The 13,019-nt window shown below is 45.8% G+C and carries 12 protein-coding genes and 1 other RNA gene; 1 reads left to right on the forward strand and 12 read right to left on the reverse strand.

Going from position 1 to position 13,019, the window contains the following annotated elements; translation table 11 throughout:
* Positions 1–74: 74 nt before the first annotated feature.
* The 9 genes from CCU_RS05985 to CCU_RS06025 all read right to left on the reverse strand — a co-directional run bounded on the left by CCU_RS05985 (position 75) and on the right by CCU_RS06025 (position 10,422).
* The gene (locus CCU_RS05985) at positions 75–344 is read right to left on the reverse strand and encodes a hypothetical protein (RefSeq protein WP_015533951.1); all 270 of its coding nucleotides are present in this window, start codon (positions 342–344) and stop codon (positions 75–77) included.
* Positions 345–513: 169 nt separating this feature from the next.
* On the reverse strand, positions 514–2,862 hold the full coding sequence (gene pcrA / locus CCU_RS05990; protein WP_015533952.1) for a DNA helicase PcrA: 2,349 nt from the start codon (positions 2,860–2,862) through the stop codon (positions 514–516).
* 131 nt (positions 2,863–2,993) lie between these two features.
* Positions 2,994–3,974 (reverse strand): SPFH domain-containing protein, encoded by a 981-nt coding sequence (locus CCU_RS05995; RefSeq protein WP_015533953.1) that lies wholly within the window; start codon positions 3,972–3,974, stop codon positions 2,994–2,996.
* Positions 3,975–4,013: 39 nt separating this feature from the next.
* Positions 4,014–4,691 carry a PspA/IM30 family protein gene (locus CCU_RS06000; protein ID WP_015533954.1) on the reverse strand — a complete coding sequence of 226 codons (678 nt, stop codon included), beginning with the start codon at positions 4,689–4,691 and terminating at the stop codon, positions 4,014–4,016.
* A gap of 237 nt (positions 4,692–4,928) precedes the next feature.
* Entirely contained in the window at positions 4,929–5,888 is a 960-nt protein-coding gene (locus CCU_RS06005; protein ID WP_015533955.1) for a hypothetical protein, read from the reverse strand.
* An 80-nt stretch (positions 5,889–5,968) separates the two neighbouring features.
* The gene (locus tag CCU_RS06010; RefSeq protein ID WP_015533956.1) at positions 5,969–6,652 is read right to left on the reverse strand and encodes a gamma-glutamyl-gamma-aminobutyrate hydrolase family protein; all 684 of its coding nucleotides are present in this window, start codon (positions 6,650–6,652) and stop codon (positions 5,969–5,971) included.
* Between the two features lie 5 nt (positions 6,653–6,657).
* Positions 6,658–9,048 (reverse strand): PEP-utilizing enzyme, encoded by a 2,391-nt coding sequence (locus tag CCU_RS06015; RefSeq protein WP_015533957.1) that lies wholly within the window; start codon positions 9,046–9,048, stop codon positions 6,658–6,660.
* A gap of 93 nt (positions 9,049–9,141) precedes the next feature.
* On the reverse strand, positions 9,142–9,684 hold the full coding sequence (locus CCU_RS06020) for a nitroreductase family protein (RefSeq protein ID WP_015533958.1): 543 nt from the start codon (positions 9,682–9,684) through the stop codon (positions 9,142–9,144).
* 24 nt (positions 9,685–9,708) lie between these two features.
* Positions 9,709–10,422, reverse strand: a complete 714-nt coding sequence (locus tag CCU_RS06025) for a hypothetical protein (protein WP_015533959.1) — start codon at positions 10,420–10,422, stop codon at positions 9,709–9,711.
* A 198-nt stretch (positions 10,423–10,620) separates the two neighbouring features.
* On the opposite strand from CCU_RS06025, the gene rnpB reads away from it, so the two are divergent.
* Positions 10,621–10,980: RNase P RNA component class A (gene rnpB, locus CCU_RS06030), an RNA gene on the forward strand.
* A 115-nt stretch (positions 10,981–11,095) separates the two neighbouring features.
* On the opposite strand, the gene CCU_RS06035 is transcribed toward rnpB, so the two are convergent.
* From CCU_RS06035 to CCU_RS06045, 3 genes are all read right to left on the reverse strand, one after another.
* On the reverse strand, positions 11,096–12,103 hold the full coding sequence (locus tag CCU_RS06035; protein WP_015533961.1) for a uridine kinase family protein: 1,008 nt from the start codon (positions 12,101–12,103) through the stop codon (positions 11,096–11,098).
* An 8-nt stretch (positions 12,104–12,111) separates the two neighbouring features.
* Positions 12,112–12,837: a tRNA (adenine(22)-N(1))-methyltransferase gene (locus CCU_RS06040; protein ID WP_015533962.1), complete on the reverse strand. Its 726-nt coding sequence runs from the start codon at positions 12,835–12,837 to the stop codon at positions 12,112–12,114.
* A 47-nt stretch (positions 12,838–12,884) separates the two neighbouring features.
* On the reverse strand, positions 12,885–13,019 hold a 135-nt coding region (locus CCU_RS06045), incomplete at its 5' end, for a sigma factor-like helix-turn-helix DNA-binding protein (RefSeq protein WP_305803651.1).

Genomic DNA, 13,019 nt, shown 5'->3' on the forward strand with positions numbered 1-13,019 from the left:
AAAAATACGCTCTATCCTCAATGGATAGAGCGTATCTTTATACTACCATATTCTTCTATATAATACAGTACGAATTACTCAGCGTCTGCCGCCTCGGCTGCTTCTGCTGCTGGCTCTGCCTCATCTGTATCTTCCTCATCATCGAAGAAGTCATCGTCGAAATCATCGTCGAAGTCATCATCAAAATCATCAAGGAAGTCTGGTGTAAGATATGAATATACTGCATATGCAATACCTGCAATAGCAGCAACGGCACCAATGATAACCAAGATCACAAATAATGTGCTCTTTGCCTTCTCTTCTGTTGCATCGCCTTTAACTAAGATTACGTCACTACTCTTCATCGTTACATTCCACCCTTTCTTAACCCTGTAACGGGTTTCATTATATTATATTGATTTGAGAGAAGAAACATACAGTTATTATCTCCCAACACATACCAAAATTATAGCATACGGTTTTAATTATTTCTATATGTATTTTATAAATAAATCTAACATGCGGTTTAATTGACTACTCGCATTTTTTGAGCTTTGCAAACGAAGCAAACATCTTCCTGACACCGCATCTGTCGAAATTCACTGTAACCTCGTAATCCTTATCGCCCTTCTCCAAAGCCTCCACAGTACCCGGACCAAACTTAATATGTCTGACTCTGTCTCCAACAGCATAATCCGGCTTGCCAACACTGTTTACCACAAAGGCTTTGCCGAACGAAGGCTGGGAAGACGGCTGCCCGTATGACTGCTGTTTTGCATAGCTGCTGTATGGATTCTTCTGTCCATAGCTTCTGCCTGAGGCTGCTCCAGCGGTTCTTCCACCGCCATAGCCGGCATATGTATCACCATATGAACTTCCATACGCATCTCTGCGTCCTTCACCTCTGTTATATCTGTCGACAGACTCCGACTCTCTTCGCTTTGCCATATTCTTCATATCAGCTTCATGCTCAAACAGCATAGGCGGGATCTCTCTTATGAATCTGGACACATCGCTGTACACCCTGTTACCATGCATCATTCGTTCCTTCGCCGCACTCAGGTACAGCTTTTTCATGGCTCTGGTTATACCCACGTAACACAGACGTCTCTCCTCCTCAAGAGCATCGGGATCATCTGAGTTGAGTGCCATTCCACTAGGAAATACTCTGTCCTCCATTCCGCATATAAATACGTATGGGAACTCCAGACCCTTGGCACTGTGGAGAGTCATCAGCTTGACCTGATTGTCATCCTCCGACATGGCATCGAGGTCAGACACAAGCGCTATCTCCTCCAGGAACTCGCTGAGCCCTGCCTCCTCATTATCCTCTGTGAATTCCACCACCTTGTTGCGGAGTTCATCGATATTCTCAAGTCTAGTCATGGCCTCCTCTGTGTGCTCTGCTATGAGCTCTGACTCATAACCCGTATCCTCAAGGATCCTGTCGTACACCGAGTCAAGGCTCTCACCATCCGCCAGCATATCCCTGAATGATGTGATAAGCTCCGCAAACTGCCTGATCTTGGCCGAGGTCTTGGCAGCCATTCCCGGTATCTCGTCAGCTCTCGCCGCAGCATCCATCATCGACAATCCATACGCATCCGCAAATGACTCAACCTTGCTGAGACTCGCCTCGCCTATACCTCTCTTCGGAACATTTACCACTCTCCTGAAGTACAGGTTGTCAGTGGAATTGTTGATGACCTTGAGATATGCCAGAACATCCTTGATCTCCTTTCGGGCATAGAAGTTTGTGCCGCCATATACTCTGTATGGTATGTTCGCATACACCATCTTCTCTCCGAGCACACGGGACTGTGCATTCGTCCTGTAGAGGATAGCTATATCCCTGTAGTCCACTCCCTGTCTGACAAGAGTCTTGATACGGCTCGCCACCATATCTCCCTCTGCATATTCCGAATCGCACTGCTCAAACGAGATCTTCTCACCGGCATCCTTATCCGTCCACAGAGCCTTATCCTTACGGCCTGCATTGTGCTGTATGACTGCATTCGCTGCGGCAAGTATATTGCCACAGGATCTATAGTTCTGTTCCAGCTTGATAACCTTCGCATCCTCATATTCCTTCTCAAAGTTCAGGATATTGGTTATATTCGCTCCTCTGAACTTGTATATGGACTGATCATCGTCTCCCACCACACACAGGTTCCTGTATTTTCTCGCAAGCATCTTGACCAGCAGAAACTGTATGTGATTAGTATCCTGATACTCGTCAACCATGATATATCTGAATCTATTCTGATATGTATCAAGGACATCAGGATTGTGCTCGAACAGCTCCACCGTCTTGTAAATAAGATCGTCAAAGTCCATCGCATTGTTCTTCTTAAGACGACTCTGATACTCAGTGTACACCTCTGCAGCCTTTGTTCCTGCATAGTCTGCAGCATTCTTTTTTGCAAATTCATCAGGTGACAGATACTTCTCCTTGGCCTTGGATATCTCCGCCATGAACATCTTCTCGGGATACCTCTTCGGGTCTATCTGAAAATCCTTGAGTATACTCTTCACCGTACTCTTCTGGTCATCCGAATCATATATATCAAAGTTCTTGCCATAGCCGATCTTATCAGCATATCTTCTGAGTATCCTCACACACAGCGAATGAAATGTGCTGACCCATACCCTGTCAGCTCCGTCCCCAACTATTAGATCAACTCTCTCCCGCATCTCACGGGCCGCCTTGTTGGTGAATGTGATTGCCAGTATGTTCAGAGGATTAACTCCTTCGTGCTCCATGAGATAGGCTACCCTGTGTGTGATAACCCTGGTCTTTCCGCTTCCTGCTCCCGCAAGTATGAGCAGTGGCCCATCCACATGCTCACAGGCCTGTTCCTGCATATCGTTAAGTCCTGCCATAATTCCTCCTGTATCCTGTGACGTAAAAAACGCCGTTATATATACCAAACATATGTTTTATTCCATCTGCCTAGTATATCATAACAGCGTTTATTTGAAAATATCATTATTCAATTATAATGTATTTGTCTTTAGATCAGCTTCGTTCCACAGTTGCCACAGAACTTCGCACCGTTAGTTGGCTGTCCACAGTTAGGACAGAACTTTGGAGCTGTTCCGGTTCCTGCTGCCTGTGTTGCTGCATTGTTCATCTGGTTCATAGCTCCGGCCATCTGACCTGCCATAGCCATTCCCATCTGCATTCCTACCATGGCATTTGCCATATCCGTTGCATTGCTTCCGGCTGTTCCTGTACGGCCACCCCTTGCCATGGAATCAACCATATTCACCTGCTGGAATCTGTTCATATCCCCTATCATAGAATACTCAGCAGCCTGATCAGCACGCTTCTGTATATTCTCAGGATATGTAAACTCGCTTATTCTGAAATCAGTTATCGTAAGTCCGATTCCCAAGAGTTCCATGTCCAGATCTTCCTTGATACCCTTAGCTATATCAACGGAATTGGCCATAAGATTGAATACGTCTCCGCCAACCTTTGTGATCCACTTCATCAGCAGTCCGTCCAGGATACCCCTTATCCTATCTCTTATGTCATCGACTGTGAACTGCTGCTTTATACCTGCAACCTTCTCTATTAGAACATTATAATCGTCTATCTTGAATGAGAATTTACCATTTGATCTCACAGGAAGTCCGCCCGGAAGTCCCGGTGCCTGAAGTCTGATCGGTGAACTGGTTCCCCAGTTACATGTAAACTCTTTTGTATTCACAAACAGAACCTCTGCGCGAAGTCCTGAATTGAATCCGAACTTAAATCCCTTCAATGTTGAAAGGAATGGTATGATCTGTGAATCAATAGTGTAGTTTCCAGACTCGGTAAATATACCTTCAACCGCTCCGTTATAAAGGAATATAGCATCCTGTCCCGGTTTGATTATAAGCTTTGAATCCTTCTTGATCTCTCTATTTGTCCACTTCCAGAAGATGACGTCATCTCTGTACTCTTCCCATTCTACAACATTAGCAAACTGATTTGAAAATAAACCCATGTAGTGCACTCCTCTCTGTTCTGCAATATGTTTGGAATATTATAATCCCATCTTTGCCTTAAGTGCTGCAAGCTCATCCTGAACGTCTGCATTTGGAGCTGCATCATACTTGCTTGCAAGATCATCTATTGAATCTGCGCTTGATGAATTGAGCTCGCTCATTGCATTTGCCTTGTCAAGCATAGCGTCTGCCTTTGCTTCCATTCTTGAAAATGCATCAAGTGAAGCTGATGAATCGCCGATACCGCTCATCATCTTGTTCATACGCTCCTGAGTCTTAGCAACCTGAACCTTTGCCTTGATAGTCTCTTTTCTTGCATTGAGATCGCTGACATCCTTTGTGAGCTTGTCATGCATCTGTCTCATCTTGGCTGCGTTAGCTGCTGCTGCATCATATGCCTGCTGAAGAGCTACCTGCTTCTGCGTGAGCTGGTTCTTCTTCTCGAGGAACTTCATTGCATCGCCCTCGTTACCTGCTACAAGTGCCTTCTCTGCATATGTCTGCATCTTTGCGATCTCTGCGTCACACTCATCAAGCTGTCTCTTGCATCTCTGCTCCTCTGCCATAACAGTTGCAGTCTCTGACTTAACCTTTCTGAGATCCTCCTGAAGGTCTCTGAGGTACTGATCTATCATCTTCTCAGGATCCTCTGCCTTGTCAAGAAGTGCATTGATGTTTGATGACATAATGTCCTTAAATCTCTTTAAAATTCCCATAACTTTTTACCTCCGCGTTTTAGGTTGATTTATTTGTATATAATATTAAATGTTGCCTCCTGTCGACGACACCACCATTATATGATCTCCCATGCTCCGGCGCAATGCCATGCATGCTGTGTTGCTGCATCATATAATGTGCTATTCGACACGTTACCCCCTGTAAAGTATCAGCCGCCAACTTATCAGGCTTTAATATTCAAAACTAGCGCGTCCCCTGCATGTTGCACGAAACTTTTATACGACTCCGTCATCCACGTCATCATAGGCATCGGATATACGTCCGCCTATTCTGAAATCAGGTCTGCCGTTCTTGTCTGAGTCGCTTCCCTTGGCACTCGCATCCGTTATCGACTCCTCAAGTCTCACCGGTGTTCTGTCTCCAAAGCGTCTCATCTTATCGTCATGATCACTGTCTTTTATGACATGTATCGAAGAATCCGCATCGTCAGTCTCCCTCTGGACACTCTTGACCGGTTCCCTGGATGCCTTCACTCGGATCGGTTCAGGCTCCTTCTTATCTTCAAAATCGAACTCCCACTGAACCATCTCCGGCTCACCGTTCTTATCCTTGTGCTCCTCATCCTTGGCTTTGTTCTTCTCATAATACAGCTCATTCGCCAGAAGCTGGCTGATCTCCAGTATATCGGCATAGCGCTCCTGCTTCTTCATATCCATGAGACCTTCCATGAGCTCCTTCTTGTTGTTCTCAATGATCTCAGATTTCTTTCTCAGAGAATCAAGGACTCTGTCGCTCTCCATGCTTATCATATTATATGCCTGGTTCACGGTCTCGTTGATCTCCATCAGCATCTCATTTGTATAAATGATAGATGCCGCATATATCTCGTTGGCCGTTCTGAGCGCCTGCCTGTCCTGCTTGCCAAGGCTCTTGACATTGCGGTCCACAAAGAGCGGGCTTGGCTTTGTAAGCCTGATCCTGGATGCGGTCTCCTCGGCCTCTGCGATGATCTCATCGGCCTCCTGCTCTGCCTCCTTGATGATCTTGCTTCTCTTGTCTGTGATCTCATGATATGCCTTGAGTTCCAGATCTATAGTAGTCTTGAGCTCCTCAACGATCTCAAGAACCTCTTCCTTGTTGACCAGTACCTTACCTGCTGCAAATGGAACGTTCTGTCCATCTCCAACTATATCCTGTATTCTATCTAAAAGCTGTTTAGCTTTTCCGTTCTCCATAATAGTGCCTCCATCGCAACTTTTCTATCTCATAAGTATACGCTAGTTTATTTTAGCATCTTTCATATGGCATTTCAACGTTAATCTATCGCCGGTTTCACATCATCTCTCGGAAGCCCAAGGAAATCCTGTATAAGATGTCTTGTAAAAAGCCGTCCTTCCTCGCTCTCAAATATACGCTCAGGATGCCACTGGAAGGCAAGTATGCTCATCGTCGGTGATACAAATGCCTCGACAGATTCATTCTCCTCATCGACCACTATCGGATAGAACATCGTCGACAGATTTTCCAGATAGACACAGTCGCTGTGGAAGTTGTTTACCTTGATATATCTGTCCGTCTTGACTATCCTTGCCATGTGGTCTGTGCCTCTGGGTCTTGGCACCTTAAAGCGCGCGGAATAACTTATCTTACCGCCAAACAGCGCATTTATGTGCTGCATTCCCCTGCACACGCCTATCACTGGGATCTCATTCTGGACGCAGTACATTATGAGCTGCTCCTCTAGCGCATCACGGTGCGGCTGCAGCTCTGCATTGTGCGGCTCCACATAATGTCTCGGATGGAGCGTTCCGCCCCCTGTCACTATCAGGAGATCAAACTGTTCATCCACTATCTCATCAAAGTTTTTTGTAAAGTTGGATACCGGTCTGAGTCTTATTCCAAGGCTCTCATAGAACTCCACATAAGCAGCCTCGAGAACGTCCGTATATTTTCCATACATATTGTGTCCTTCCCGCTGTGTTATAAGTGCATGTAACATAAAACCTATACCCCCTTTGTTATCTTACCGTGTGCACAGTCGAGCGTCACCGTCTGCTGTTTTTCCACGAAACTGTATATGCAGTCTCCGCAGCCTATTGCCGCCGGGATGTTGAACTCCGCACACCTTATCGCCATGTGGGATGCAACTCCGCCGTATTTCGTTATAAATCCTTTTATCCCCTTTGCAAATATCCAGTCGTATCCCGGATCCGCCTTCGGGAGAACTACTATCTTATCCTGAACGTCAGCCACATCCTCGTGATCCTCATTCTCATAATTTTCAAGCAGGAGAATGTCACCCGTGACGCATTCAGATGTTATGAAGTTAGGTCTAGCCTCCCATATCTCTATGCATTTTAACTGCAACGGATCATATATGACATCCGGCAGTATAAGCATGGACGCCCTCTGGAATTTCTTTTTGTTCTGATCTATGATCTTTCTCCATATATCGCCTGTGAATTCCGCAGGTCTGTTCACCATAAGCTGAATATCCGGCACCTCAAGATATGCCATGTCTTCCTTGCTTATGCCAAGTTTATCGCCTATATCTATAAGTATGTCTATGGCAAGGCTTAATGTCTTGGTGAACTCGAACTTGAAGAATTCCCTCTCCTCCATGGAATCCTTGAGGAAATCCAGAAATTCCCTGAGGTCCACATAAAAGCCTATATCCTCAAGTGCCTCCATGAGCTTAACCGAATCCAGAGGATTATGCTTAAGCTCCTCTATGGTCTGCCTCTGCTTTCTCGCAGCAGCGCTTCCCTTGGACAGGTCGAACTCGCGCTGGGCGTATGTCTCGCAGGTTATGTCGTATGTGCCTGAACGCAGATGTCCATATTTTTCATCAAATGTAACTCTTGTTATCCTGCCGTCCACCAGATCCTGAAAGTCAGAATCGTACTCCGACGCAACAGTATATATCGACATCATAAAATCGTCTATCTCTTTGTCCGTAAAATATCCTCTGTACACAAGGGATCTGCTAATCGCCTTCGATATGAATGCCAGTCTCGCCTGTCGCGCAAATTTCGGGGTTCCGTAATGCTTTATGCTCTCTATGAGCTGTACAAAATACTGTATCAGCGTTACCACATCATTGTGCGCCATAAGCCAGTTGCTTCTCGTATTCTCACGGTGGACACGAAGGCCGTTAAGAGCCCTGAGATCCTTCATCCTGTTTCTATTGAAATTGCATATCGCATTGTTTGTCAGATTGAACAGCGAATCCGAGAGGTCCGCAATCTCCTCCCTGGTGAACCCGGCTTCCGTCAGTGTCCCCAGCTTATCCTCCGTCGAGAAGTCATATTCGGAAAATGCTATCTCAAATTCTATCTTGTCATGGGCGGTCGGATCATCTATAAGCTTCTTATCGTAATACTTCAGAAGCTTCGCCTCCAGCCTGTCATCCAGTTCATCCGGCATCAGCCCCAGGAACGACTTCTTAAGAGATATGTACGGCTTGTTGCCAAGCTTATACATGAGGTCTCCATCCACCTCTCTGTAACCAATGTAGCTGAGTCCCTGATTCCATGCCGCAGACGTGATGATCTCCCTGTACAGGGAATAGTCAAGCGGATGGGGATTTTCACCTATGATCTCCGCAGGATTCCAGAATGCCATATCCGACAATATGGTGTTCCTGTCCCCAACCAGGCTGCTGATCTCCCTGTATGTATCCTCAGCCTCCAAAACAGTTCTGAACACCTCTTCGTCATCGACATCGGAGTGAACACCATTGATGCTGGCTGCAAGAGGTCTCATCTGAAATATCGTGACTGTATTGTCCTCATCTATTGCGAACTCCACATCCAGTGGATATTCAGGGTGCATCTCCTCCAGCTCACGCATGGATCTGATGAGCGCAGCCCAGTTCGCCGGCAGCTCATCACAGTCCACATTCCTGATTATGTATACCGTCTTTCCTCCCCTTCCGCTTGTAACCGCGTCTGTGGATGAATCATCGTAGGTTATCGTATAATATGGCCTGTCCTTCTTGATCTCCCTTGAAAATATAACGCCGCTGTAGCTGATATTCGTGATCTGTCTCTGTATGAGAACCTGTTCGCCGGACACATCGTCCAGATCACATTTATATGAATCCAGCACTTCCCTGACTGCCCTTACTACCGCCTCTCCGTCTGAAGGGTCCACTCCCAGAATACTCTCATAGTGACCGGCATTCGAAGTGTTGAGTCCGTCTTCATTTGAGGACGAGCTTCTGACCACGATATACCCTCCGGCAAATTCTTCTGCTATCTCCGCCGCAAGTCCATACGGATCGGCATCAAGCTCAGCTCCGGTTGCTATCTTTAGCTTTTCCACTCTCGAATACTTCAATTTTCCATACAGGCTCTTAAGAACATCAGCCTTTGAAGAAATCCTGTCTGTCATGTTGCCTCCTTATTAAAAAAAGCTGCACTTAGTGTATACTAAAGTGCAGCTTACATCAATTTCTTTTTATATGTAATTGTACCGTTCTGTGATCTACTTCACTGTGAGAAGGTCGTCCACTGACTTTCTAGGCGGCATCTCCGGTGCAAATGCAGGATAACCCATAGCCACAACTGCGGCAACGGTCTGTCCATCAGGAATACCAACTATCTCTCCTACCTTTGCATCGTCAAATATTCCGAGTATGACTGTTCCAACGCCCTTATCATGAGCGGCAAGACAGAATGTCTGGGTTGCTATACCGGCATCGAACATCTCCCACTCGCTGCCCTTGCTTGTGCTGAACTCTCCTGACTTCTCATAGCCACATATTCCGTCCTTCTTGGTGACTATCATGAGCTGCTTCGCTCTGCTGACTGTCTTCTGGTTGAGAGGGAAATCCATAACGCCCTCTGCAGCTATCTTAGCGATGATCTCCGGATCCTCCACAAGTGTATATCTGATAACCTGTGTATTCTTCCATGATGGCGCATATGACGCCAGCTCAACAATCTCTCTGACTGTGTCAACACTCACCATCTCATCTGTAAACTTTCTCACACTTCTTCTGGTCTTGATACATTCTACTGCGTTCATACAATGTCCTCCTGGTGTAAAATCTTATAATAATCCCTGGATATATAATATCCCGCTCGTGAACTTGTCACCGACGTTATTCACGTAATTCCTGTATTCCTTATAGTCTATATAATACTTCTTTCCCCATGAAGATACAACAAGATATTCTCTTCCTTTTATGGTGCACACTCCTGTAACAGTCACATAATGTGAGTGGACATTCTCCCTGATGGAGCTCTTCAGCTCACCGTCCTTGTCCACATAAAGGCTGATACCCTTCTTGCCAAATGGATTGTATCTGTTAGGTCCTATGGCCAGTATGACCGGCTTATTCTTTCTTATGAGATGTCTTATATCTCTCAGCATCGATTCATCGGACTGCATCATCTTCCACTTCGCCTTGAGCCCTATGTCGTTCAGCATGAAATATCTGTTCATCGTATGCTTGAGCGCTATTCCCAGCATGCCCTTGTGCATGAGAAGTATCACGTAGTGCACATAGAAAAATCTCACATACTCAAGATAGTCATGCTTGTTGTATAAGCCTTTGGGCTTGTTGATCTTTCGGATGGCATCGGTCATCATATTCGGATTCTGCTCAGCAAGATACATCGTGAGGTCTGCCATGGCTATAACACCGCATCCAGCCTTCTGCATCTTCTTTGACTTTGACCAGTTCTGATTGCCGCCGTAGCTCACCAGATTCAGATTCTTTATCTTCACATAATCTCTATTAGTTAAATATACATCTTCCATTGTTAGTCCTTTCCAGCGCTGTGTGCGCCATATGCCTGAAGTCATATATTAGTCTGCTCGTCTTTGCTATAGATTATATCATGAATCACAATCCGCATCAAGCATTCTTAACTGTGTTAAGTAGTTTTAAAAACTACATTCGTTGTTTTTTGATTATTTTCACTTTACTTTTTGCCGGTGATTTGTTATAAGATTATATGAGTTGGATAAGTGATCGCGGCTGCATTTTTGCAGGTGAGGAAAGTCCGGGCTTCACAGGGCAGGATGCCGGATAACGTCCGGTGGAGGCGACTCCCAGGCCAGTGCAACAGAAATATACCGCCATATTCGTATGGTAAGGGTGGAAAGGCGAGGTAAGAGCTCACCGCTGCCATGGTAACATGACAGGCTCTGTAAACCCCATCCGAAGCAAGACCAAATATAGCTTCTGCAAAGGAGCTTGTGGAATGATACAGTTGCCCGCTGCATTTCAGGTAGGTTGCTTGAGTTTTATGGTAACATAAATCCTAGATAGATGATCACTCTCGACATAACCCGGCTTACAGTCCAACTCATTCCCTTTCATAGTATTTTCTTATATTTTGAACAAAAAATACGGCACGGAGACATTTGTTTTGCCTCTGTGCCGTATTTTTGTATTGTTGGTTATTCTTTATCCTTGTGTAAACCTTCATCATATCCTGAAGCATCCGCCACCTATAAATTCTCTGAGTATGGAATTTGCTGGTATGTATTCTGTGTCTATGTCGTGGAACATATCTATCAGACGCAGAAGTCTCGCCGCATCCTGGTAATGCTCTGAAGTCTCATCTACCCCGAGCAGCAATGGTCTCGCCTCACGCCGTATGGCGGTATATTCGTACAACAGTCCCGAGTTAAACATCTCATCAGCCTCGCTCTCATATGGGAAGATATATTTCTCCTCTCCCCTTCTGACTGAGCTCCACATGGAAAGTGTCTTCTCCACATCGTTCCCTCTGGTCCTGCTGTCTCTGACTATTCTCCTGAGCAGTCTGCTGTCTATGGTTGAAACCTTTGCCGGCTCGCCGTCCTCACCTTCAACGTACAACTGATTAAGGGGACTTATGTATATCTTGTACTTGTCTTCATCCGCCAGTCCGTATGTCATCTTCGGGTTAAGCGAATGGATTCCTTCCATGATGATAACATCATTTTCACCTATTTTGAGAAGGTCCCCATGATATTCCCTCACTCCGGTCTTGAAGTTGAAAACCGGAAGCTCTATCTCTTCACCGTCCAACAGCCTTGTCATATCCCTATTAAGTGTTTCAAGATCCATGGCCTCCAGGCACTCGAAATCATAGTTGCCATTCTCATCCTTAGGATTGTCTTCACGGTTCACAAAATAGTTATCCGCAGCTATCGCATGTGGTCTGAGTCCCATGGCACGAAGCTGGATACTGAGTCTGTGGGAAAGTGTTGTCTTGCCCGCCGAGCTCGGCCCGGATATCAGTATTATCCTACGCTTCTGTTCGGAAACTTTTCTGGCTATCTCATACATGCAGTTACTCTGCATAGCCTCGCATACCAGTATGAGCTCCAGTCCCTTTCCTGAATCGATCATCTCGTTCAGCCTGTCGATCGAATCGATACCGACTTTCCTCGCCCACTCCTTTGCAGTTGTCTTTAATGATGTTATACTTCTCTGCTCATCACCCATATAAATATCTACTCCATATCCGATATAAGTCTCAATGCCTCTTCCATGCATTCCTTTTCATGTGTGAGCTCACCGGCACGCCGTCTGGCATTGACCGTATCCGCCTTCTTCAGTCCATCAAGGACTTTTCCGGTCGAATCAAGCTTATCCCTCAGATACTCTCCGAGGATCTTGTCATGATTATGTATGAGGTAATATCCGTATTTATAATATACTTCATCCATGGCTGACTTATTACCAAAATCCTGTGCTGTCACATCCACGTTCAGTACAACGTAGTATTTGCCAGCATCTATCAGCATTTTTTCCTCTGTGATCTTCCAGCCATTCTCTGCGATGTACCTTCTCAAATGCTCTGTCTCCGACTGGGGCTGCAGCACGAGCTGACCGGCTGACTGTACCACATCCATGCCGGCTTCAAGTATATCCGTTATGAGGATTCCTCCCATGCCGGCTATTATGATGGAATCCACCTCACCCGGAGAGATGGTTGCAAGTCCGTTTCCGAGTCTCAGATCAATACGGTCTGTCATATTCCATCTGGCTATATTATCCCTGGCTATAGCACACGGACCGGTTCTAACATCTGATGCTATGACCCGGTCCGATATGCCATTTGCCACAAGGTATATGGACACAAATGCATGGTCGCATCCAATATCACACACTCTGCCGCCGGGCTTTACCATGTCGGCAACAGTCTTCATACGAAGTGACAATTCTATATCTTTCATAATTATTATCCTCGCACCATCCATGCCAGATCGCGCGGTCCTCTCTGCTAGTTATACAGGAAATCCTTGAGCTTTCTGCTTCTGTTAGGATGTCTCAGCTTTCTGAGCGCCTTTGCCTCGATCTGTCTGATACGCTCTCTTGTGACATTGAACTCCTTGCCGACTTCCTCAAGGGTTCTTGG

Origin of the sequence: Coprococcus sp. ART55/1, assembly GCF_000210595.1 — a bacterium.
GTDB lineage: Bacteria > Bacillota > Clostridia > Lachnospirales > Lachnospiraceae > Coprococcus > Coprococcus aceti.